This window comes from Fodinibius sp. GM21 (assembly GCF_058386955.1).
Genome location: NZ_JBYEIQ010000002.1, coordinates 594,460 through 618,924 on the forward strand (window position 1 = coordinate 594,460; position 24,465 = coordinate 618,924).

Annotated in this window: 20 protein-coding genes and 1 tRNA gene; 13 read left to right on the forward strand and 8 right to left on the reverse strand. The window is 43.9% G+C overall.

The window, feature by feature from the left end; translation table 11 throughout:
• Positions 1-35: 35 nt before the first annotated feature.
• The 6 genes from ACT3IB_RS06495 to ACT3IB_RS06520 all read left to right on the forward strand — a co-directional run bounded on the left by ACT3IB_RS06495 (position 36) and on the right by ACT3IB_RS06520 (position 8,877).
• The gene (locus ACT3IB_RS06495) at positions 36-620 is read left to right on the forward strand and encodes an NlpC/P60 family protein (protein WP_491538192.1); all 585 of its coding nucleotides are present in this window, start codon (positions 36-38) and stop codon (positions 618-620) included.
• Between the two features lie 131 nt (positions 621-751).
• Positions 752-1,354 carry an RNA polymerase sigma factor gene (locus ACT3IB_RS06500; protein ID WP_491538193.1) on the forward strand — a complete coding sequence of 201 codons (603 nt, stop codon included), beginning with the start codon at positions 752-754 and terminating at the stop codon, positions 1,352-1,354.
• A gap of 164 nt (positions 1,355-1,518) precedes the next feature.
• Positions 1,519-2,631, forward strand: coding sequence for a FecR family protein (locus tag ACT3IB_RS06505; RefSeq protein ID WP_491538194.1), 1,113 nt, complete (start codon positions 1,519-1,521; stop codon positions 2,629-2,631).
• Positions 2,632-2,642: 11 nt separating this feature from the next.
• Positions 2,643-5,930, forward strand: a complete 3,288-nt coding sequence (locus ACT3IB_RS06510; RefSeq protein WP_491538195.1) for a SusC/RagA family TonB-linked outer membrane protein — start codon at positions 2,643-2,645, stop codon at positions 5,928-5,930.
• Positions 5,931-5,948: 18 nt separating this feature from the next.
• Positions 5,949-7,337 (forward strand): RagB/SusD family nutrient uptake outer membrane protein, encoded by a 1,389-nt coding sequence (locus ACT3IB_RS06515; RefSeq protein WP_491538196.1) that lies wholly within the window; start codon positions 5,949-5,951, stop codon positions 7,335-7,337.
• Positions 7,338-7,428: 91 nt separating this feature from the next.
• Entirely contained in the window at positions 7,429-8,877 is a 1,449-nt protein-coding gene (locus ACT3IB_RS06520; protein WP_491538197.1) for an amidohydrolase family protein, read from the forward strand.
• A gap of 82 nt (positions 8,878-8,959) precedes the next feature.
• Here the strand turns inward: ACT3IB_RS06520 and ACT3IB_RS06525 are convergent, their stop codons facing one another.
• A complete protein-coding gene (locus ACT3IB_RS06525) occupies positions 8,960-9,352 on the reverse strand; it encodes a DUF805 domain-containing protein (protein WP_491538198.1) in 393 nt (130 codons plus the stop codon).
• 83 nt (positions 9,353-9,435) lie between these two features.
• On the opposite strand from ACT3IB_RS06525, the gene ACT3IB_RS06530 reads away from it, so the two are divergent.
• Positions 9,436-9,708: a hypothetical protein gene (locus ACT3IB_RS06530; RefSeq protein ID WP_491538199.1), complete on the forward strand. Its 273-nt coding sequence runs from the start codon at positions 9,436-9,438 to the stop codon at positions 9,706-9,708.
• A 3-nt stretch (positions 9,709-9,711) separates the two neighbouring features.
• Here ACT3IB_RS06530 and ACT3IB_RS06535 read toward each other — a convergent pair whose 3' ends face one another.
• Together ACT3IB_RS06535 and ACT3IB_RS06540 are read right to left on the reverse strand one after the other, a co-directional pair.
• The gene (locus ACT3IB_RS06535; protein ID WP_491538200.1) at positions 9,712-10,062 is read right to left on the reverse strand and encodes a DUF3127 domain-containing protein; all 351 of its coding nucleotides are present in this window, start codon (positions 10,060-10,062) and stop codon (positions 9,712-9,714) included.
• An 80-nt stretch (positions 10,063-10,142) separates the two neighbouring features.
• A complete protein-coding gene (locus ACT3IB_RS06540; protein ID WP_491538201.1) occupies positions 10,143-11,072 on the reverse strand; it encodes a DUF4412 domain-containing protein in 930 nt (309 codons plus the stop codon).
• A 236-nt stretch (positions 11,073-11,308) separates the two neighbouring features.
• On the opposite strand from ACT3IB_RS06540, the gene ACT3IB_RS06545 reads away from it, so the two are divergent.
• Positions 11,309-12,898 (forward strand): bifunctional aminoglycoside phosphotransferase/ATP-binding protein, encoded by a 1,590-nt coding sequence (locus tag ACT3IB_RS06545; protein ID WP_491538202.1) that lies wholly within the window; start codon positions 11,309-11,311, stop codon positions 12,896-12,898.
• 5 nt (positions 12,899-12,903) lie between these two features.
• Here the strand turns inward: ACT3IB_RS06545 and ACT3IB_RS06550 are convergent, their stop codons facing one another.
• Positions 12,904-13,353, reverse strand: a complete 450-nt coding sequence (locus ACT3IB_RS06550) for a hypothetical protein (RefSeq protein WP_491538203.1) — start codon at positions 13,351-13,353, stop codon at positions 12,904-12,906.
• A 277-nt stretch (positions 13,354-13,630) separates the two neighbouring features.
• Here ACT3IB_RS06550 and ACT3IB_RS06555 point away from each other — a divergent pair, with 277 nt between their 5' ends.
• Positions 13,631-14,902: a PKD domain-containing protein gene (locus ACT3IB_RS06555; RefSeq protein ID WP_491538204.1), complete on the forward strand. Its 1,272-nt coding sequence runs from the start codon at positions 13,631-13,633 to the stop codon at positions 14,900-14,902.
• 486 nt (positions 14,903-15,388) lie between these two features.
• Here ACT3IB_RS06555 and ACT3IB_RS06560 read toward each other — a convergent pair.
• The 4 genes from ACT3IB_RS06560 to ACT3IB_RS06575 form a co-directional block, all read right to left on the reverse strand.
• A tRNA-Leu gene (locus ACT3IB_RS06560) sits at positions 15,389-15,473 on the reverse strand.
• Positions 15,474-15,594: 121 nt separating this feature from the next.
• On the reverse strand, positions 15,595-16,728 hold the full coding sequence (locus tag ACT3IB_RS06565) for an Ig-like domain-containing domain (RefSeq protein WP_491538205.1): 1,134 nt from the start codon (positions 16,726-16,728) through the stop codon (positions 15,595-15,597).
• Positions 16,729-17,046: 318 nt separating this feature from the next.
• Positions 17,047-17,262: a cold-shock protein gene (locus ACT3IB_RS06570; RefSeq protein WP_095606012.1), complete on the reverse strand. Its 216-nt coding sequence runs from the start codon at positions 17,260-17,262 to the stop codon at positions 17,047-17,049.
• A gap of 173 nt (positions 17,263-17,435) precedes the next feature.
• Positions 17,436-18,641 (reverse strand): GlmU family protein, encoded by a 1,206-nt coding sequence (locus tag ACT3IB_RS06575; protein ID WP_491538206.1) that lies wholly within the window; start codon positions 18,639-18,641, stop codon positions 17,436-17,438.
• A 134-nt stretch (positions 18,642-18,775) separates the two neighbouring features.
• On the opposite strand from ACT3IB_RS06575, the gene glmS reads away from it, so the two are divergent.
• The 4 genes from glmS (at position 18,776) to ACT3IB_RS06595 (ending at position 24,429) form a co-directional block, all read left to right on the forward strand.
• Positions 18,776-20,620: a glutamine--fructose-6-phosphate transaminase (isomerizing) gene (glmS, locus tag ACT3IB_RS06580; RefSeq protein ID WP_491538207.1), complete on the forward strand. Its 1,845-nt coding sequence runs from the start codon at positions 18,776-18,778 to the stop codon at positions 20,618-20,620.
• Between the two features lie 107 nt (positions 20,621-20,727).
• Positions 20,728-21,297, forward strand: a complete 570-nt coding sequence (locus tag ACT3IB_RS06585) for a helix-turn-helix domain-containing protein (protein WP_491538208.1) — start codon at positions 20,728-20,730, stop codon at positions 21,295-21,297.
• Between the two features lie 106 nt (positions 21,298-21,403).
• Entirely contained in the window at positions 21,404-23,662 is a 2,259-nt protein-coding gene (locus ACT3IB_RS06590; RefSeq protein WP_491538209.1) for a heavy metal translocating P-type ATPase, read from the forward strand.
• A gap of 407 nt (positions 23,663-24,069) precedes the next feature.
• Positions 24,070-24,429, forward strand: coding sequence for an Hpt domain-containing protein (locus ACT3IB_RS06595; RefSeq protein ID WP_491538210.1), 360 nt, complete (start codon positions 24,070-24,072; stop codon positions 24,427-24,429).
• Positions 24,430-24,465 lie beyond the last annotated feature (36 nt).

Genomic DNA, 24,465 nt, shown 5'->3' on the forward strand with positions numbered 1-24,465 from the left:
GAGATTGTAAGTTCAAAATTTAGAACCCACAGGGCATGCATCTACGGAAGGTTTTTGTAATTGTCATAATTGGAGGATTGGTTTCTGCTTGCGGGGTTGTCCCGCGCTCTTCATATCCTGCTGGTACTGTAGCAGATAACAATTCTGGACAGACAGGACAAGCGACTTCCTCGACCAATGTAGAGGATGATACCGCATCATCCGATCAGGATTTGCCGACTTCGAGGCCGGCTATGGCTGTATCATCATTAAATGAGGCCAAAGCATCATTAATGCAAGCGTACCGCGACTGGAAGGGCACACCGTATGTACTGGGAGGAACTTCCCCAAAAGGAGTAGACTGTTCTCGCTTGGTTAATATTGTTTTTGATGATTACTTCGGAATGGACTTGCCTACGAATACTAAAGAACAGTTAAATGTCGGGAAGGGGATCCGGCGGGCTGCGGTACGAACCGGCGACTTGGTTTTTTTCAGAACCGGGCGGAAAACCCTTCATGTAGGCATTGCGGTAAATAGCGGTGAGTTTCTTCATGCCTCAACCTCAAATGGGGTAATGATTAGTAAACTTGGAAAAAGCTACTGGCGCAACCGCTTTTTAGCAGCCCGCCGAGTTCTTTAATAGTTAACTCTAAATACGTGTTTTTGTTAAAAAAGAGTTGACTATTAGCCTGTGGATGTTATACTTGAATAGCATATCCAAGTGAAAAAGGACATTTGGGTGAAATATTGACTTCAGGGCTATAAGAATAAGTGGACAGCACTCGCTGTATATCGGATGAGGAGCTGTGGGCGGAATTAAAAGGTGGACATAAACAATCACTTCGCACACTGTTTCTTCGTTATTATGATTCTCTTTTTTCGTACGGGTTAACCGTAACATCAAAAGAGGAAGTAATTGAGGACTGTCTCCAAGAACTGTTTTATCAGCTTTGGGATCAACGGGATAATCTTTCACAAGTACAGAAGGTGAAGGGATATTTGTGGATAAGCTTTCGACGCCGATTAATGAAAAAGCTCAAAAAGCGGAATCACAAAAATCGCAGTGTCGTTTCGTTAAGGGATAGCATGAAAAAAGGCATCAGCGTTGAAAAAGCTTTTATCACTGACGAACAAACCTCCTATATCCATAAAAAGCTTGCGCAAATCTGTGCTGAACTAACACAACGAGAGCGGGAGGTTCTTTTTCTTAAATATTATGAAGGAATGAGTTATTCTGAAATCGAACAAATTTTAGACCTCGAATACCAAACAGTGCGCAATTATATGTATCGGGCTATTGAGCGATTGCGCAAAATATTCGAGAGAGAAGGCATTAAAATTGCCCTATTTTTGCTGTTGGCCTTTCTGGGATAAGCATATTTTATGCGCACAATTTTTGGCTATTCAAGATTTTTTTTGACTTAAAATGTTAAAAATGCCTTTCAAGTCTGTCTAAGGGTATTTAAGGGCAGTAATTTCTTTGGGTACAGCAGCTGTTTTCGCTCCTCTTTATCAACCAAGGTGATCGAAATCAGTTTATGGCTCAAAAATCAAATGACATAATTGCGCGGCTTGTTACCGACCCATCATTTCGGAAGTGGTGTTTGGAGAGAACATCTTCAACAGATAATTGCTATTGGAAGCAGTGGATAGCAAAACACGATGGGAATATTCAAGATGTGGTAACAGCAAAGAATATTGTGCTCGAATTGCACGATTTGGAAAGTGATATTCCCATCCACCAAAAATTTGAGAGCTGGGAGAAACTTAATAAGCAAATAGCTTCTGCTCAGCAGTCCAAAGTGAGATTATTTTCAGGCCCTCCTTCTTATTCACAATTGGGATGGATTATGACTGCAGCTGCATCACTGGTGTTGGTGCTGACCACGTTTCTGGCCATCGAATATACTGACTTGTTTCCACATTCGGGATCAGATGTTGAACAGCAGAAAGCGCCAGCAATATTGACGAGCAGCACCGAATTTGGTCAGCAAAAGGTTATTACACTTGATAGTGGAACCCGGATAACACTTAATGCCAATTCTTCGGTTACCTATCATGATGGATGGATATTTGAGGATACGGTACAGGTGGCATTGCAGGGAGAAGCGTTTTTTGATGTGGTACCTCGGTCAGCTGATGAAGGTCCTGTATTTCAGGTTCAAACCTCCGATGGAAATATCCATGTACTGGGAACCCGGTTTGTAGTCAGTACCTGGAATCAGAAAACTAAGGTGGTTCTTGAAGAGGGACAGGTGGCCATAGAACGAAAAGGAGAGTCTCAATCTGTCAAGAAAACGCTGCTACAGCCAGATGAGCTTGCAGAGTTCAGCCGCTCGCACTCCGATATCAGTATCAAAAATGTGAATGCCAATATTTATACCTCGTGGACTAAAGGACTTTTTGTGTTTGAACGGGCTCCGTTGCCAGTGGTTGCCGATCGTATCGAAAAGATTTTCGGAAAAGAGGTGCACATCGCGGATCAAGAGTTACTTACAGAGCACGTATCAGGAGCGATAGAAAACGATAATTTGGAGGTTTTGTTGTCAGCTTTGAGCCAGACCCTCCAAATTTCAGTCGAACAGGATCAGGATACCATCATTTTCAGGGATGACGTTGTAAATGGGCTTCTAAAACCAAATGCTAATTAAATGGGATTGTAATGAAGAACAAACGATACACTTTTTTTCTGTCGCTATTCCTTGTTATTGGAATGGTAGCGCAGGGTAGTATTGCGCAGTCAAGCGGCAATGAGATTTTGTCGTTAACTGAAGTACAACAAAATACGTCATCGCAATTGATATCCCTGGAGAATATCCTGGATGACATTGAGCAACAAAGAAATATCGTATTTCTGTACGATGTAAAACTGTTGGAGGGGAAAAAGGTAGAAAAATCAATTGTTGATAGTGCCGAGGGCGATTTGGGTGCACAGCTTGCCCAAATTCTACGTCCCTTTAATTTAAAATATCAGTTGGAAGGTGACCGATCGTATGCCATTGTTCCCCGCGATGATTCTGAGCAAATGCTCGAAGGAACATTGCAGGGAACCGTGTTCGATGAATCGACGGGCGAACCCATGCCAGGCGTCAACGTATTTGTTCCTGAATTGAACGTTGGGGCTGCTACAGATGCAGAGGGTGTGTTTGAGATTCCCGGAATTCCGGAAGGGACGTATGTGATTCGCGCGACTTTTGTGGGATATGAAACGTTTGAAGAAGAAATTGAAATTGCAGATGGCGAAAATAGCATTGAGATTATGATGGCGCCCTCTGCGCTGCAACTCGATGAAGTCGTGGTATCAGGATTGGCATCATCCGTAAAGCGAGAAAATCTTGCTAATTCGGTGACGAAAGTTAGTGCTGACGAGCTGGCCGGTAATACGAGTCCGGCTACCGTTGATGGTGCGCTACAGGGCAAGGTTGTGGGTACCAATATGACCTCTTCGGGTGGAGCACCGGGCGGAGGTGTTGATATCAAGTTACGAGGTATCAGTACCTTGGGGGCCGGGAGTTCGCAACCGCTTATCATTGTTGATGGCGTTTATATAAATAATGATGAGCTTGAAACCGGCGTTTCGGCGGTAAGTGCCCAGACTGATCCCAATCAGGATGACGGAGCCAACCGACTTGCGGATTTAAATCCCGATGAAATTGAATCCATAGAAATACTAAAAGGACCATCGGCTGCAGCTATTTATGGTGCTCGAGCAAATGCAGGGGTTGTCATTATTGAGACCAAACGAGGAAGCGGTGGAGAAACCCAGGTCAGCTTTAGACAGGATGTGGGTTATTCAAGTATTCTAAATAAAATTGGTGCTGCGTCTTGGAGCGAAGACAAAATTGACCAAGTTTATGGCGCCGGCTCTTCTACGGCACAAGCTGCCAAGCAAATGTATAATGACGCTGTGGCTAATGGAACGCTCCGGGACTATGAGGAGCTCGTCTTTGGACGTGAGGGGGCACAAGTAAATACACAAATTAGTGTTTCGGGCGGTGATGCCAGAACGCAATTTTATGTATCGGGTGCTTTTAAGGATGAAAATGGAATTATCGAAAACACTGGTTTTGATCGTTATTCGCTGCGTGCCAATATTGATCATCAGCTCAACGAGCGTATAGATATATCGTCGAGTACGAACTACATCAATACAAAAACAAATCGGGGATGGACCGGGAATGGCGGAGTTGGTTCGGTAGTACAGGCTGTAGCTTTTACGCCACCCTTTGCACAACTGCTACCTAATGAAAGTGGGGACTACCCTGATAACCCATTCTTCCAGATGAACCCGCTTGAACTTATTGAGTATGGTGAGAATGAACAGGAAGTGAATCGTTTTTTACAGTCGCTGTCAGCGAATTTTGAATTATACAACTCAGGAGCACATTCGGTTAATTTTAGTCTGGATGGCGGTGTTGATTTTATGAATTCCAATACGATGGCGTACATGCCTCCGTTTTTGCAGTATCAACAGTCACAGGCAAACCCGGGTGATGTTATACATTCAGCCGAAAAAGTGCTAAACATAAACTTGCAGGCTTTCTTGGTCTATAATACAACGGTAGGTAACGAAGAGTCACCGTGGAATTTAACAACACAGGCCGGCTATACTACTTATCATAACGAGCGACAGCTGCAGCAGGTTCGCGGTCGCGGACTGGTACCCGGACAGACTAACGTTGAAAATGCCAGTCTTCAAGAAATCTACAATCAGTATTTTGTAGATGTTACCGACGTAGGATATGTTGCCCAGCAGGAAGTTAATTGGGATGATAAGGTCATCGGTACAGTAGGTGCTCGCTTTGATAAGTCGACGCTCAATGCCGATCAGGATCAATATTATTTCTTTCCCAAAGCCTCAATGGCTGTAAATATTACGAATTTCGATTTTTGGAATGCGGATATTCTGGACCAGTTTAAGTTGCGGGCGGCCTACGGAGAAACAGGCGGATTACCCAACTTTGGGGTAACATTCGAAGCCCTGAACAGTGGATTGATTTCCGGCAACCTCGGCACATTTCGTTCTACCCGGACTATTGATCCCAACCTTGAACCAGAAACGGCCCAAGAGTTGGAGCTTGGTGTTGATATAGGACTACGGGGTGGTCGGGTTTCGCTTGAGGCAACATATTATCGCAAAAATGTGAGTGATTTGATCCTTGATCAGGAGCTTCCGGGCTCTTCAGGATTACAGGTGATGGCCACGAATGCCGCCGACTTGCAAAATAAAGGTATTGAGCTGGCGCTGCGAACGGTACCCGTACAGACAAATAAATTCAACTGGAACTCTACGGTTAACTGGTGGAAGAACACTGCTGAAATTACTGACCTGAAAGTGCCTTCGTTTACCACCGGTGGATTTGGGGCTGCACTCGGCACGTTTTATATCGCGGAGGGATTTTCACCTACTACTATTGTGGGTACCCCTTTTGATGCCGAGGCAGGTCGATTTACCACGTATGGTAATTCTCAGCCCGACTATCAGATGTCGTGGATGAACACCATAAGCTTTTTGAATAATTGGGAGTTCAATTTTATGTGGCATTACAGTCACGGACAAAAGGTTATTAACCTGCGCCAATTTTTAGCTGATAATGCGGGTACCACACCGGATTGGAATGACGACAGCAATGGAGATGGTACTCCCGATGGGCTTGATCGACCGGGCGAAGGAGCGGGACGCTTTGTAGCAGATGCCGGCTACCTGAAACTCAGAGAGGTCAGTTTATATTATTTGGTCCCGTCCAGCTTCCTTGAGAGTTTTACTGGGAGTGCAGTCAAAAATATTCGCCTTGGAGCATCAGGAAATAACGTATTACTATTTTCTGATTACCCAAGTTACGATCCAGAGGTATCGGAGTTTGGATCTTCGGCTATTGGGACCGGTGTTGAAGTTGCGGCTTATCCGAGTGCTCGCAAAATCATGTTCCATCTCAAACTCGATTTTTAATCCACATATTTTTTACTCATGAAACGATTAATCTACATAACAGTTATTAGCGTCACCTTGATATTTTTTGTGGTGAATTGTGATGGATCACTAGTTGGGTCAGAAAATGTAACAGATCCCAACAATCCATCTGTGCAACAGGTATTGCAAAATGCCACTAAACCCGAAGTGCAAAATCTTGTTTCAGGGTTGGAAATCAGAAATCGCCAGTATGCAGGCGGACTTATTCCATTGTTGGGCTCATTCGGCCGTGAGGTTTGGCAGTTTGATAGTATTGATGGCCGTTTTATAACGGAATGGCTGGGTATCGATGGCAATGCAGAAACCGATCCTGCCTTCTTCGGATCTGCCGCCAGCTATGATACTCCTTATGCAGCTATTCAGCAGGCGAATCTTTTGATGCAAACTCTAAGTAATACCGACTTGCTAAGTGAAGAAGAAAAGAATGGGGTACGGGGATATGCTAAAACGATTCAGGCGTACCAGTATCTGATACCTCTTCTGACACAGTATCAAAATGGAATTCGTGTCGATGTTTCCGATACGCAGAACTTAGGTCCTTTCGAGAGCTATGCTGATGCATTGTCAAGCATTCGCGGGTTGTTGAATGAAGGCTACCAGGATCTGCAAAACGCAGGAGGAAGCTTCTTTTTTGACCTTTCGGATGGATTTGCTGATTTCGAGAGTCCGTCGACAATGGCGCAACTAAATCGTGCTATTGCCGCTAGGGCTGCTGTATATGCCGAAGATTGGCAAGGGGCGTTAGACGCATTGTCGGATGCAAAGCCGTTTTTTGAGTTAGCTGAGGGAGAAGGGGTAATGAACAAAGGAGCTTACCTTTCCTATGGGGATCCGCCTGATACCTTTAATCCGTTATACGTACCGCGGAATGCTTCTACCGATGCCATCGCAGTTGTACATCCATCTGTCATTGAAGATACCCTGGCCGGTGATTTGCGGATCGATCGAAAGTTCTTCTTGCGAGACTCCCCTCTCAATAACGCCAACGTGCCGGTAGAAGCTAACTATCAAGATAATCGCTTTGGCGGAGTGGGGGCCCCACTTTCGATGATCCGTAACGAAGAGCTCATTCTTATTTATGCCGAAGCCCAGACCAATCTGCCAGGAGCAACGGCTGCAAATTATTCCAATGCCGCTGAGGCAATAAATTATGTGCGCAATACCTGGAATCTGGCCGATTACGGCGGCACCTTGGATGAAGCTTCGCTAATTGATGAGATTCTCTTACAACGACGTTACTCGCTGTGGGCAGAATTTGGCCACCGCTGGATTGATATGCGTCGATACGATCGCCTTGATGAAATCGATCAAAACGATAAACTTGTGGGAACTATTTTTGAACAGATGGCACAACCTCAGTCGGAAATCAATTTCGAGAATTTCTGATTGTTGTACCTTCAACGCTGAAAACCCGGTTCAATAATGAACCGGGTTTTCTCATTTTTACAATAGAATTTTGATATCAATTTAAATAGCTATGAATGGTTTTAAATATATCCTGTTAATTGCCACCATTATTTTTTTAATGCTCACTTCGTTGGCAAAAGCTCAAACAGACCCGGTATATATAAAGGGCGGTTCCTATTTTGATGTGCACACCGAGCAGATGGTCAATAATGAAGGGATTTTGGTCCGCGGAGGACGATTCTATCGAGTAGGAGAGGAGCCATCGCAAGAAAAAGCGGGTGAATATGAAACTATTGAACTTTCCGAAGAAGAGTATGTGCTACCCGGCATTGTTGATATCCATGCCCATTATCGCATTGACGCATTTGGCTCGGATAAGTTAGAAGAGATTGATGAATTTAAGTACAATGCACTGGTCTACCTGGCTAATGGGGTGACCTCGACCTTTGCCAACGGAGTTTATTATCCCTACTTAGAATTGGCTGCCAAACGCTTGATAAACTCTCGGGAGTGGACTGGCCCACGCATTTGGGCTTCGGGACCGTATTTTGGTACGGCGCGTCCTGATTGGGAGGACTATTCAAAAGAAGAAATTTACGAGCAGGTTGATTACTGGGCAGAACTTGGGGTTGATGGATTCAAGACCAAAGGCGGCAACCCGGAAACCATTAAGCACCTTGTTGAACGCGCGCACCGGCACGGTTTAAAAGTGGCCGGGCATCTTGGGTCGGGCTATCGGAATACAACCAATTCCATTACGGCTATTGATTATGGTATCGACCGGGTGGAGCATATTTTAGGTGGTTTTGTGCTCGATTCAACGACATATGCCTATCCTGTTTGGAATAAGGTTGATACTACATCGAGCAGCTTCAAAAAAACGGTGCAGTACTTTATCGACCATAATGTATACTTTGACGGGACTATTATTGCCCCGGTCTTTTTTACTACGCTCAAAGATGGCTTTGATTATTGGCAGGATGAACGATCACTGTTTACAAACTACGTTCGGGAGCAGCTTCCACCTCGTGAAGAACAGGAAGCCAGTGAGTTGATGGACGATCTTTATGAGGCTATGAAGCGATCCACTAAAGCATTCTACGAGGCGGGTGGAGGAGAGCTTATTACTTTGGGAACCGATGCTCCCAGCCATGGTTATTTTCTGGCTGGTTTTAGCGCACACCGCGAGATGCATACCATGGTTATGGCCGGATTACCTGAGCATGCAGCGCTTAAGGCGGGGACGTTAAATAGTGCTAAAGCGCTTGGCAAGAGCAGTATATTGGGATCTATAGAAACGGGCAAGCTGGCAGATCTATACGTGGTGAAAGGCAATCCACTGGACGATATCACCAATACCCGCAATGTAGAGCTGGTGATAAAATCAGGAGCAGTATATCATCCCCAAAAACTGTTAGAGCAAGTGAAAGGGAATATCGGTCCCAAAAGTGAAGAGGAGACAGAAAACTGGTTTAAGTATCCGGAACTGGTAGAGGAAGCTGAAAAGATTAAAAATTAGATGTAATCTGATCAAAAACATAAAATCCGAGCTGCCTAATAATGTGGCAAGCTCGGATTTCTATCAATTAAAAGTTGATCGCTTAAACAACAGCTGTTTCAATCCCTTTTGGATTTGCCCCGTATTGATTTGATCCGGCTTGACTGTCTTGAACCAAAAAGACAAGCAAGACAATAAATCCAATTACAGGTACAAGGCTGATAAGTAGCCACCATCCGCTACGTCCCGTATCATGTAGCCTGCGAACACCTACGGCTAAACTGGGGATGAAAACGCCCAATGAATAAATGGCCAGTATGCCCGAGAGAAGAAGTCCCAAGCTTGACTCAGGATTCATTCCTGCAACCGAAAATAATACGGCCTGCAAACCCATAACAATAAGGAAGTTGATTAACGTAAACATCCAGTACTCTTTGCGTCGTGCGCGTCCCTCAAATTCGGCGTAATTTTTAAGTACTTTAATATACCATTCCATATGTTCCCCTTATTTATTTTGTTTATGTATTATTTGTATCCCGGTACAATAAATTATAAACCAATAATAGAAGAAAAGACTAAATGTGCAAGTTCCGGGGTGATGCAAACCAAGAATATGATTTGTACTTTGGTCTTACACAAAGCGTAAATGCACGAATACACCCTATGGTCATTGTTATTCTGAGTATTGTTTTAGCTATAGCTGCTCTCGTTTGGATATGGAAAGTGCCCATCAAAAAAACGGTAAGCGCAATGAAAAAGAATGGCAGCAGTGCTGTTGAAGCCTACAGCGTTGTGGTAATACTGTTACTATTAATGACCGGTACGGTATATATGATTGCCCAAGTCGTTTAACAGTTAAAAAGGTACGTCGTGATCCATATCAGACATATCAATGACGTTTTCGTCGGGATCATTTTCTTGTGAGCCGGCTTCGTCACCGCGTTCCACTTTCCACGCCTTTACATCCGTATACCAGTTCCCTTTGTACTCCCGGCTTTGGATATCAACGTAAACCGTTACCTCCTCTCCCTCTTGTACGTTGAACTGATCAATTTTATCGCCCCACTGTGTGATGCAAATTTTCTTAGGATATTTGCCGGGGGTCTCAAGAATAAAATCCTGTTTCTTCCACGGACCATTTTTACCCTGTCCGGATTGTTCTTCCAGAATTTTGACCACTTCGCCTTTCACTTTCAGCTCATCCATAATAACTTGTCACACATTCATTTTCATATTTGATAGATGAGGATAGGGATGACTGTCGATTATATCAATATTAATATGACTTATTTGTCGGGTGATTTAGCGGCAAAGCTCATAGCCGGATAGTCAGCCATGGAATAGCTGATATTGGCGTTCTTATCAATGGCAATAACTTTCATCGTTGTTTTTCTGCCATTTGCAAGGTCTTCATTAAGCATCTCCATGATCATGCCCTGGGGATAGTCTTCGGGGATTTTGCCTTTTAACTGTTTGGTATTGGCATTCGCTTGGAAAAGATTATTTATTCCGAATTCGGTATCACGGCTTACCCATACTTCAATGCGTTCACGGTCCGTTTCCGATCGGTAGCCGTCGCAGTTGTATCCCAGAATATTCTTGCTGCCAATTTTTTTATAGTTCTGCCATTCATCCACTTCATCCCAATTGATTTCCTCCTGGTAAAGCGAATCTGATTCTGCTGATCCAAAATCTTGCTCCCAGTCATAAGCAAAAGAAAATCGGTCATTTTCATTGCTCATAAGCATCAGCATGGCGGCATTCTTAAAATCATAGATAATGAAAAGGTCACCCTCTTGTTTTTTCATCTCTTCGGATTCAAATTGCGTGCCGGTGTACATTGCATCATCACCGAAATGCATAGCCATAATTACCGGCGGTTCGGCCTCTCCATCGGTTCTAATCGATTGTATTTCCATGGTGGTAATGGTGTTGAAGTGATAGGCGTCCTCTGTTTTGACGTTGTTGCCTATGGTAAACGGTAATTGCATGCCGTTGCTGCTGTCGGCAGTAAATTCTCCAAAAATGGAGTTCCATGAACGCTCAACAGCACGTTGCGCTGCTTGCTCTACTTGTTCGGCAAGTTTCTCTTCGGCCTTTTGTTCGGCTGCTTCTTTTGCTTTTTTCTTGAGCCGGTTCAGGAGTTGGGCTTCAGCAGTGACGCTAAAAATACCTGATAAAAAGATGGTTGCTAATATAGATATTGCATATTTCATGACTCTCTCGTCCTTGGTTTTTGGTCGTTATACGACTAGATATCTAATCTACGTTAAAAAGTAATCATACGCTATTAATTATAGTTTGACAGCGATAAATTAGTTCCTGTAAAAAAGTATTATTAACATAAAATGAGTAAGAATGCTGACTTTTAGGAAGGTGATTTCTTACATTTAAAATATAGTTCCATAGGTAATAATTGGTAATAAAAGATCCCAAGTTTTAAAGGTATAAAATGGACTCGCAGCTTATAACATTTCTTCAAAAGAAGAGCGCTTATCCTCATCAGCCCGAAAAGGTTGAGCATGTGCAAACCCATATTTCGCACGTATTTTTGGCATCTCCATACGTCTATAAGTTTAAGAAGTCGGTAGATTTTGGCTTTTTGGATTATAGCTCGCTTAATAAACGAAAGAAATTCTGTCACCGGGAGGTTGAGTTGAATCGCAGGCTTTCGGATGATATTTATCTCGGGGTAGTATCGGTCATTAAAGAAGACGACACTTTTCATATAGTTGATGAGGTGCTGGAAACAGATTCAGTCGTCGAATATGCGGTGAAGATGAAACAGCTGCCCGAGGAATATTTTTTGCACAGCTATCTTGAAAGCGGAACACTCACAAACACCCAACTCGATCGCGTGGCGGATAAGCTGGCTGACTTTTATAATAGGCAGCAGCCCGATGAACAGATTTTAGAATATGGAAAGATTGAGAGTATCAAGGTAAACACCGATGAAAATTTTGAGCAGACCCGATCCTTTATCGGTGAAACGATTGAGGATAACACGTACCGAACCGTACGGTATTTTACAAATCAATATTTTGAACGTCGCAAGGAACTTTTTGAGCGTCGGATCAACCAACAACGCATTGTGGACGGTCATGGCGATCTGCACCTTGAGCATATTCATATTACGCCCGGCAAAGTGCAGATTTATGACTGTATTGAGTTTAATAATCGGTTTCGCTATGGAGACCTTGCCGCGGATTTAGCATTTCTTGCCATGGACCTGGATTTCAATAATTGCTGGCAGGAGGAGCGCTATTTTATAGATCGGATGGCCGAAAAGCTGGACGATCCCGATTTGCCGGAGATTACCGATTTCTACAAATGTTACCGGGCCTACGTAAAGGGGAAGGTGAAAAGTTTGCAGAGTATAGAAGGGGAGGTGCCGCAGTCCGATCGTGAAAAAGCGGCACAGGCCGCTTCCCGGTATTTTGATCTCTCCCTGAGGTATGCGCTGCTGGGATCAAAGCCCATCGTGTTGATATTTATGGGCGGGGTGGGGACAGGCAAGACGACCCTTGCCAAACACTTTGAGCAAAAACTTGCTATCGAACGCTTCTCCTCGGATCGCATCCGAAAATCCATGGCCGGCGTCCCCCTCCAAAAACGAACGCCGGCAAAACAGCGCAACCAGCTGTATACCAAAACGATGTCGGAGCAAACGTATCAAAGACTGCTGGAGAAGATGGAGGCGTGTATTCAAGGGGGAAAAAGCGTGATTTTGGATGCCACATTCAGCAATAGGGCAGCCCGGGAAGAGCTTGCCGGGGAATTCAAGGAGCTGGATATTCGCTTTCTTTTTGTTGAAGCCCAAGCTACGGAGCAGGTTATAAAATCACGGTTGCAACAGCGCAGCGAGCAGAATGATGTGGTCTCGGATGCCCGACTGGAGGATTTTGAAATTCTTAGCCGCCGGTACGACCCACCGAGCGAAATAGCCGATGAACATCTTATCACCGTGCAAACCGATCAGCAGGTAGAACAGACCATTCGAACGTTATATTTTGCGTTGGCCGATAGAAATATATCGGCATAAAACAATTAGTTTCTGCTGTAGTAGATTTGTTGATGGGGAAATTCTTTAGTCAGTTGTACCAACTTATTCCATCCATCTTTGACGGGGCTGTTTTTTCCACCTGCATTTTCCACTTGGGTGCCGCTTGCTAAGGTGCCTGTTATTTGAAGGATTGAATCTTCTATCGTGGCATTTACCTTCATTGAGTAACTTCCAAAGAGTCTTAGGATGGTTGGGTCAAACCTTTTATACCGCGTTTCGAGTGTGAGCGGTTGTTCATTAGACCGCAATACAGTAAATCCCTGATTGCCCAAATAGGTTTCAAAATTGTGATAGGCTTGGGATGGCGGCTCCTTTAACGTAAGGATGATGGTATCAGCCTTATCCATCATATTTACTGAAGGCTCCGCGGGCGGAAGTGAAGAAGCGCAGGATAAAAACAAAATTGTGAGAAGACTGACAGCGATATTTCTCATAGCCCAGAGTTGGTTTCAAATAACGTGATAAGGTACTACAATTTTGGGAAGTTGGAAATAAGGCATGTAAGGGTTTTACTTTTACATGCTCTACTTGCCCTTGGCTAGCTGAAATCTTCTATCATTTTGATCAATAATAGAAGGAAAACACTTCATAATTTGTATAAAACTATTCTATTACTATTTTTTCGAAGAGTTTTGTAAAAAATACTATTCGGGGTTCAAATATACAGTTCAGACATAGGTTACCGGCATTCGAAGAATAATTTATTCAGCCATGACAATTGATAGAAAAGAAAAATTCCACATCTCTTCAAATTGGTTGCAAAAAAGTTCCAGAAAAGCGCCTAAAAATTTTGTAGGAATATTTCTCCTGATAACTAGTTTATGTGCTTTTTTATATTCCTGCAATGTATCAGGCAGTGATAGCGAAAAACCGCCATCGGATAAAAATACCTCTCCGGTAGCTGAACTCTCCTATAGTCCCTCAAATCCCGCTACCGGTGATACTGTCACATTCGATGGCTCTTCTTCCAGCGATGCAGACGGTGAAATTACTATTTACCGGTGGGATCTCAACGGTGACGGAAATATGGATGAATCTTCCTCATCTCCAACAACTACTCATGTTTATTCCAATACCGGAGAATTTACTGTTTCTCTTGAGGTGGTTGATGACAATGAGGCGAGCAATGAAGACACTGTTACGGTATCAGTCTCCAGCTCTAACTCCGCCCCGTCGGCAGACTTTACATACAGTCCGTCGAGTCCCCAGGCAGGCGAAACCGTCACCTTCGATGCTTCCGGATCTAGTGATCCCGACGGGATTATCAGCAGTTACATGTGGGACTATGACGGGGATGGAAATTTTGATCAGACCACCCAGACGGCCACGGTGAACAAATCATATTCCAGTGGGGGCAATTACGATGTGACCCTGAAAGTGGTTGACGATGAGCAGGCAAGCAATCAAATTACCAAGACCATTTCCGTTGTGGGAAATAGTGCTCCATCGGCAGACTTTACATACAGTCCGTCAGGTCCCCAGGCCGGTGAAACCGTCACCTTCGATGCTTCCGGATCTAGTGATCCCGACGGGGTTATCAGCAGTTACATGTGGGACTATGACGGAGATGGAAATTTTGATCAGACCACCCAGTCGGCCACGGTGAACAAATCATATTCCAGTGGGGGCAATTACGATGTGACCCTGAAAGTGGTTGACGATGAGCAGGCAAGCAATCAAGTTACCAAGACCATTTCCGTTGCGGGAAATAGTGCCCCGTCGGCAGACTTTGAGTACACTCCGTCGAGTCCTTCTGTTGGTGAGGATGTAACATTGGATGCTTCTGCTTCCTATGATCCGGACGGTACCGTAGTTAATTATAGTTGGGATTTTGACGGTGATGGCAATTATGATCGTACCTCTGAAAACCCGACAACAGTCACTTCATATTCTGAGGCTGGCAGTTATGATGTGAAACTTAAAATAATTGATGACAATGAGGTTGAGGATACCGTAACGAAAACGATCTCGGTCGGGACCTAACAACAAGGGTTGGTTTATTTTATGTAGCAGCTAAGACACGTCTTGCTCCTTTTCATCATTGGACATGACAGCAATCGATTTCCGATAATTGATCAACATAGCCTATCATATAACTATCCAATTAAGAATGAAGTGTACTCACGTGCATTCCTTTTGTGCATTAAAGAACCATGTAGAACAATGAGAAAATATTAGCAGGGTAGTCCTATTCTTTATGAGAGAATGGGCGGGAGGTGTAGGCTGTTATGGGACTAGGACCTTGTTTATAGTCCTATAATTCACCGTTTTAAATAATTTTCTGATATTAGCACTACCTATGTTATGGCAATGCTTATAAACTACTGTTACTGGTATACTTATTTTGTCAATAGTACGCCTGCCAAGATATAATTCAATATTTAGTTAATTAAAAGGGCCTATTGTTAGGCCTATATTACACCCTAAAATAGCAAACCCCTGCAAGCCAATAACTTACAGGGATTAAAGTGCCCAAGAAAGGACTCGAACCTTCACGGGGAAGATCCCCACATGCTCCTGAAGCATGCGCGTCTACCAATTCCGCCACTTGGGCAAATGTCGCCAGATTTTCAGCGTGACAAATATAGGAGTTTTCATCACTAATTTGAAACCCCCTTGCGGTTTTTTATTAGATATGTGTGCTGCTCTTCAACCTTGTTGGAGTGGTGGGGCTATCAGTTATCTTCGGTTATAAAATTCCAGCGATATCGCTCACCGAGTTCATTGCCGGCCAGATCCGTAACGGAAGCACTGATGATAGCGATGTAGTACTCTCTGTCTTGCAGGTCTTTACTCGGCGTAAACCGGGCGGTATTATTTGCGTATTCTACCGATCCCGATATCTGTTGAAATCCTGCGCTGCGGTATTCGTACAGTACAAATGTTTCTTTATTGATCGTAGCCGGATCCATCGGTTCATTGAAGGTGGCTGTAATTTGGATATCATCGTCGACGTTAATTTCATTATCTCGGGGATTTGTTGAAAGCACACGGGGTGGCGTTCGATCAATTATTTTGGTGGTAAAGGTCCAGCTGTATTTTTGATTGGGCGAATGCCCGAATTGGTCTTCAATGTCAGCGGTAATTGTTGCAGTAAATTCGGACCCGTCCTGCAGTAAACCGGAGGGATTAAATTTGGCGGTTGCGGTAGTGTCGGCATAGCTTACCGAACCGGAAATGATGCTGCCGTTATCGTTTTGTACATAGAATGTGTTGTTGTTGATGGTTTCGGGATTCAGTTTTTTACTGAACTGAGCCAAGATATTTGTGTTGAGAGGAACATCAGTGTCACCCCTTTGTGGGGTGGTGGCAGTAACTGAGGGCGGCGTGCGCTCTTCTTCGGTTAGGGGACGGGTGGTAAAATTCCATACATACTCTTGGCCCATGCTGTTGCCCTGCGTATCAGCAATTTGGGAGGATAAGGTAGAGGTAATCACTTTGCTTCTGTCATATTCTTGTGACGGTATAAAGGTAATAATGCTGTCACTGATCGAGAATGTCCCGGCTACAACAGTGGTGTCTTCACGGATGATAAAAGTGTTTTCATTCACGGTGGCCGAGTCAATGACGGTGTTAAAGCTCGCTTGAATGGGAGTATCAAGCTCGATGTCCTGAGCGTCATCAAGGGGCTGTGTTTCGATAACCTGTATTTGTACAGGGACAGGGCTTTTATCCAGCGATTCTGAAAAGCTGGGTAACTTTTGTTCCTTACAGCCTGCTGTGATGACGATTACAAGCATAACCAATGCGAAGGCTGATCTTTTGATATAATAGCGGACAGCTTTAGCGGCTCCTTTTCTTTGGTGCATACCTATATCCCCTTAGGTTAATTTCCGGCCAAGCTTTAATGATACTTCAAACAGGAAAATACGTTTGATTTTCATCCGGCGGGATAGGGTTTTGTAGTGAATGTCCGTAGATGAATGTATTACAGTTATTTGGGTACTGACAATGGTGGATGAAGGCCTACCAATTTTTGTATGGATGGGGGTTTTGCAGATAAATTAGCCTATCCAAGAAAAATAATGCAAAAACTATGAGTAAGAGACCGACCAGAAGAAAGGAGGAGTGAAATAAAAAAGCCCGCTACAAAGCGGGCTTTTAAAATCCAATAAAAAATCTCGGATCTATTTGTAATCCAGGCTGGTTACGTTCGTAGCGCTTAAGCCTTTGGGAGTTTCTTCTACCTCAAACTCAACGGCTTCGCCGTCTTCAAGTCCTTGGTTGTAATCGAGGTTCTCGACATTGTTTCTGTGGACAAAAATGTCATCGCCGCCCTCGTCAGGTGCAATAAATCCAAATCCTTTTTTAGTGTCGAAAAACTTTATTTTTCCTTGTTTCATAACTATAACTGTGTCTTTGTGTACACCTGTCGGCTCTGTCTGATGAAAAGAGTTGAATTAACGCGTCGTTTCAAAGAAGTAACTTACTAGGTGGGTAATTAAATATAACATTCCAAGGTAGTGCTATTTGGGGACAATACCTATTTATTACTCAGATATTTTATAACCGGTGTTTATTGAGGGTGATTTTTGTTGTCAAAAATTGCTCTCATCATTCGTTTGTATTCTTTTGTAAGGAATACATCTCGGCGCGCCATCATGGCCTCCATCGCTTCAAGGGCCTTATCAAGCCGATATGTTTGAATAACATTGGAGCCGACCCAGCTGAATGATGGGATTAATTTGGGAGGGAAATCATTTGAAAAAATATTACAGCTGACCCCACAAATGGTACCGGTATTGAGCTGGGTGTTGATGGCTGTTTTGGAATGATCGCCCATTACTGTTCCAAAAAACTGCTGCTTTGTTTCAAGCTCCTGCCCATCAGACCAATCGGGAATACGAATGGTACTGTAGTTATTCTTTAGGTTTGAGGTGTTGGTATCAGCTCCCAAATTGCACCATTGGCCAACGAGGGAGTTGCCTACAAATCCGTCATGACCTTTATTGGAATAGGAATGGAATATGGAATTATTGACTTCTCCTCCTACTTTGCATACCGGACCGATGGTGGTATCCTCATAAATTTTTGCGCCCATTTTGATAGTTGCGTTTTCGCAGACGGCCACCGGTCCCCGGATATGAGATCCGGACATAATAGTCGCATTTTTACCGATGAAAATCGGTCCCTTTGAGGCATTAAGTACGCAGCCCGCTTCGATGGTGGCTCCTTCCTGGATATATATTTTGTCCTTTTTTTCGAGTACGGCGTGATCTGAAACGGTGCCGCTAACAGTATTATTTATTTCCAGTAATTCAATATCCCGAACAATTTCCCGGCCGTTCAGCTGGAACAGATCCCACAGGTTGTTGATGGATAAGAAATCATTGGACTCCAGCACAAAAAGGGTGTTGAAGTCAGGTTCACCGTTATCAAGCCATTGCGTGGAGGTTTGCCCATCCACTTTGGCGGCAATGATGGTGTCGCCATAAGTAAGGTATTGGCCTTCACTCAAATTATTGATTTGTGTAACCAGTTGTTCGGTCGGCAGGTATCTGCTATTTATCCAGATACAATGGTCATCTGTTGATATATCACCGTCATCAAATACCCCTGTGAACTCCGGACGAACAATTCGATCAATATTTGAAGGATCCAGGGCTTGTTCCCACTTCTCAGATATTGTTAATATGCCGATGCGCAGCTCGTCAGTGGGACGAGTTAACGTAAGGGGATGAAAGGTGGTCAGCTTTTCATCTTCAAAGAAACACAGCTGCATGATTATACCTATAAATGATTAATTATAATTGTTTCAAAATATCAGCCAGAATGATAACTTTACTATTGTTCAATTCTCAGTCTGAGAGAGACAGTATAAGAATCAGGAAACAAATACAATAATAAAAGACATCTATGTGCGGAATTGTAGGATATATAGGAAATAAGCAGGCAAGCGATATCATTGTAAAAGGGCTTGAGCGGCTCGAATATCGCGGATATGACTCTGCCGGTATCGCTTTGCTTAATGGTCAGCTGGACATAAAGAAGGGAAAAGGAAAAGTCCAGAACCTCAAGAAGAAAATAAATGCCAACCCCAGCGAGGGTTTTGTAGGCATCGGACATACGCGTTGGGCTACGCACGGAGCGCCCAATGATATTAATTCTCATCCCCATGTGAGCGAATCCGGAAAAATTGCGCTGGTTCACAACGGCATTATCGAGAATTACAATACCTTAAAGAAAGAGCTGAAAAATAAGGGACGGACATTTCATACCGATACCGATACCGAAGTGATCGCTCAGCTGATCGAAGAAATTTATGAAGATAGCAACGGTGAAGATGTTACATTCGAACAGGCTGTGCAGATGGCCCTGCAGCAGGTGGTAGGAACCTATGGGTTGGCCATTTTGAATGTTGAAGAACCCAATCGCATTATCGTAGCTCGAAAAGGGTCGCCGTTGCTGCTGGGTATCGGCGATGATGAAATGTTTGTTGCCTCGGATGCTTCGCCCATCGTTGAACACACCAAAAAGGTTGTTTACCTGGATGACGGGGAAATGGCTGTGGTCACAAAGGATGGATATGAGGTTAAAACCATCAAAGATGAGCCGCTTACAAAGAAGGTTCACGAGTTGGCGATGAGTATTGACGAGATTGAGAAAGGCGGTTATCCGCACTTTATGCTCAAGGAGATTTTTGAGCAGCCGCGTGCTATTTCGGATTGTCTTCGTGGTCGTCTCGACGTGGAAAATCACTCTATACAATTGGGCGGTATTGCTGATGTGCTGGATAAGCTGGTGAATGCCAAGCGATTGATCATTGCGGCTTGCGGTACCAGTTGGCATGCCGGTCTGGTTGCCGAGTACCTGTTTGAGCATCTGGCCAAGCTGTCTGTGGAAGTGGAATATGCTTCAGAATTCCGCTATCGCGAAGCTCTCATCGATGAAGAGGACGTGATGCTGGTTATTTCACAAAGCGGTGAAACAGCGGATACACTGGCGGCCTTGCGCACGGCAAAAGAACGTGGAGCACTTACGCTGGGCGTTTGTAATGTGGTGGGATCTACTATTGCTCGCGATACCGATGCCGGCGTTTATACCCATGCCGGACCGGAAATTGGAGTGGCATCCACCAAAGCATTTACGACACAGGTTTCCGTACTGGCGATGATGGCTATTATGCTGGGACAAAAACGAGGCGTGCTTGACGAAGATTATGCGGCGCGACTGATTGAAGAGTTGGATCGTATCCCTGAGAAGGTGCAGAAGATTCTGGATAACAGCGATGACCTTAAAGATATGGCCCGGCTGTTTAGCTACGCTCCTAACTTCTTGTATCTGGGACGAACGTACAACTTTCCGGTGGCTTTAGAAGGGGCATTGAAGCTCAAAGAGATTTCATATATCCACGCCGAGGGGTATCCGGCTGCAGAGATGAAGCACGGCCCTATTGCTCTTATTGATGAAATGATGCCGGTAGTGGTTATTGCGGCAACGGAGCATACCAACGAGAAGATGATCAGTAATATCGAAGAGGTGAAAGCGCGTGAAGGACGCATTATTTCGATAACGGGCGAAGATAATGATGAGGTTATCGACCTTTCTGAGTTTTCCTGTCCGATTCCTGAGACCGAAGATTGTCTTTCCCCAATGCTGACAACCATTCCGCTACAGCTGCTTTCGTATTATATTGCTGTAAATCGTGGCTGTAATGTGGATCAGCCTCGGAATCTGGCCAAAAGTGTTACGGTAGAATAATCCCATAACTTTTCTATTTTTAAACTCCGGCAGATGATGTATCCTGTCGGGGTTTTGTATTTACTGGAATAAACGAAATCTTTTTAACAGTCGTTTTAATATCTATTATGACGACCCTGAAGATTAAAAATATGGTATGCGACCGCTGTATTATGACAGTAGAAGCGGTTCTTGACGATCTCGGCTTTGATGTCCGGGAGGTTTCATTGGGTAATGCTGTTATTTTCGGCGATCCTGACCGTGATGAGTTTGACCAAATAAGTCAGGAGCTAAGTGAAAAGGGATTTGAGCTGATTACCGATCGCAATGACGAACTGCTCGAAGAACTTAAAGTACAGTTACTTTCCTACTTGCGCTACCTCGAGGATACCGACGATCCACAAAAATTGTCGTCCTATCTACAGCAGGACTTAAATTATAATTACAGCTACCTGAGTAATTATTTTTCGAAGCATATGGGAATGACCATTAAAAAATATCTCATCAATTTGAAAATTGAGCGCGTAAAAGAGTTGCTCACGTACGGAGAGCTTACCCTCAGTGAGATCGCATGGAAGTTGAATTACAGCAGCGTGCAGTATCTTTCCAACCAGTTTAAAAATGTAACCGGAGAGACAGTCAGTTCTTTTCGCAGCCACTCTGATAAGAACAGTCGTCAATCGCTGGATGCTGTATAATATTCCATCACCCAAAAATTTTACACATTTCTTTTAACAGATTGTAAGGGATGCTTTGCTTAGAGCTGTTATACTTAGGTGTAATTTGAAATTTAGAGAAAAGGCTATGAAAGAATCACTGCAAATCGAAGGTATGCACTGTGCCGGATGTGCTAACAGCGTAGAAAAAGCACTTTCCCAAGTAGAAGGGGTGAGCGAGGCGTCCGTCAACCTAGCTACGGAAAAAGCGTTGGTTGAATTTGAAAATGGCGAGGTTACTCGTAAAAAGTTAAAAGAGGCCGTCCAAAATGCCGGTTACGATATTAAAGAAGAAGCTGAAGAAAATGAAGATCCGGATGTAACCGGTAAAAAAAAACTTGACGTAGCTTATCATAAGATGTGGTGGTCATGGGCACTGACCATCCCCATTATTTTGCTGATGATCCCCGAAATGTTTGCCGGCTACGCGCTCGGCGGGGAAATGGTGTATCAGTTGCTGATGATAGGACTTTCTTCGATTGTGATCTTTTATCCCGGTTGGGAAACGCTGAAAGGTGCGTGGAGATCAGCAATCAACGGGTCACCCAATATGGATGTGCTTATTGCTATGGGGTCGCTGGCAGCACTGGGAACGGGGTTTGTAGCCTTGTTGCATACTTTTGGGATGGCTCCGCCCTTCCACAGCTTCGCGGGTATTGCCGGCATGATTATGGCCTTTCATCTTACGGGGCGCTACGTCGAAACCAAGGCCAAAGGTCGTGCTTCTGAAGCGATCAAAAATCTAATGACGTTGGAGGCCAAAGAGGCAACCATTATGCGTAATGGCAAGGAGATGACCATCCCGATAAAAGAGTTGGAGGTAGATGATGTAATGGTTGTCCGTCCGGGCGAAAAGATACCAACTGATGGCACGGTTATCGACGGTGAAAGCAGCGTGGATGAATCCCTTGCCACCGGCGAATCGATGCCGGTTCGGAAAGAGAAAGGCGATGAAGTAATCGGATCGACCATCAATAAGAATGGTACGCTTAAGGTGCAGGCGACCAAGGTGGGGAGCGAAACTTTTCTCAACCAGATTATTCGGATGGTTGAAGAAGCCCAGAGTTCCAAGGTGCCTATACAGGAATTTGCCGATCGCATTACCGCGGTTTTTGTGCCGGTGATCATTGGTTTAGCACTTTCTACATGGGCAGCTTGGATGATCTTTCCGGAATTTTTTGGGCAGGTTGCAGTCTGGGCCTCAGGATTTATTCCGTGGATAAATCCGAATATGGGCTCGATAGCTCTGGCTTTTTATGCAGCTATTGCAGTATTGGTCATTGCCTGTCCCTGTGCACTAGGATTGGCGACTCCCACGGCCTTGATGGTAGGAACCGGCCTTGGAGCCGAAAACGGTATTTTAATTCGCAAGGGTAAAGCCGTGGAGCTTTTGCGTGAAACGGATGCAATCGTATTTGATAAGACCGGAACCATTACTAAGGGAGAGCCTTCTGTAACAGATGTAGAGGTATTATCCGGTTGGGATGAATCAACGATGCTCAAATACGCCGCAACTGCTGAAAGGGGGTCTGAACATCCTCTCGGAGCCGCAATTGTTGATCATGCCAAGGTGCAAGAAATTGATTTTTGGGAGGCCTCCGGCTTTGAAGCTGTTACCGGGAAAGGAATTCGAGCAGAGGTCGAAGGAAAAGAAGTTGTGGTTGGTAATACATCATTATTTGAAGAACGTGATATTGCAGTCAGTAATGGTGCAAAAGCTAATATTGAACGGTATGAAGAAGAAGCTAAAACGACTGTTTTAGTTGGAATAGAGGGAGAGCTGGTTGGACTTATAGCTATAGCTGATCCTATCAAAGAAGACAGTAAAAAAGCAATATCTGCCATCAAGCAGATGGGATTCACGCCGGTTATGATTACCGGGGATAATGAACGAACGGCGCGCGCAGTGGCAAAAGAAGTAGGCATTGAGCAGGTAATTGCCGGCGTACTTCCTGATCAAAAATCCAATGAGATTAAGCGTATCCAGTCAAAAGGCAACAAAGTTATTATGGTGGGTGACGGTATCAACGATGCCCCGGCATTAACGCAGGCCGATGTTGGTATCGCTATCGGTACGGGTACCGACGTGGCAATAGAATCGGGTGACATTGTGCTTGTGAAAGGAGAATTACAATCGGTAGTGCAAGCCATAAAGCTAAGTGAAGCTACCTTCAAAAAGATAAAACAAAATCTCTTTTGGGCTTTCTTTTACAATGTAGTTATGATACCACTCGCGGTAATGGGAATGATGCATCCGGTTCTGGCCGAAGCTGCTATGGCATTTAGCTCTGTAAATGTTGTGTTTAATTCAAGAAGACTGCAAAAGGCCGACCTATCCACAAGATGAGAAATACTTGTGGATAACTATGTGGAAAACTTGAGCCATGTGGCCAATACAAAAAATTTGTAACAAAATGTCTTCTTATCTCTCTTGAAAGCACAATCGGGAAGCAAATAGCAGTGAAAGGTAAAAATATCAATGTTGATAACTTGATATTAATGGAAGGATTTATTATTACTTAGTTGCTTTTCCGACAAAAAATAACAAGAAGCTATCGGCTATTACTATGAAAGATTGGAAGGCATTAATCTTGAAAATTACATTCTTGGTGCTTGTAGGCATTGTAATGTTGACAGGATAAGAAAGTAAGACGGCTTAATTACAAACTTTAATTTGTATTGCAATAGCAGAAATGCGTATTTGGTGTGTAGTACATCTGCATACTAAAATGGTTAATTTAAAAGCGTTTTTCTGTGGATAATAAATCAGTAACAGACCTGTCTTATTTGCGTGAGATTGCAATGGGTGATGATACCATTGTTATTGAAACCACTGAAGCTTTTCTTGAAGATACTCCTGCGGCCTTAGAAAATATCCAGAAACACTATGAAAGCGAGGAATGGCAACAGCTCTCCAAGCAAGCCCATAAAATTAAGCCCAATCTAAAATATATGGGCATGGATCGGGCCCACGAACTTGTTCTAACTATTGAGGAACAGGCTAATTCAGAGCAGATATCTGAGGATTTAGGAGAACAAGTTTCAGAGTTTTGTTCCTTGTGCCGGAAGGCCCTGGATGAGTTATCTGATAAAATTGAAAAATTGAGAGCATAAGGCCCATAACCTTTGGAAGAATTATCCGTATGGTAC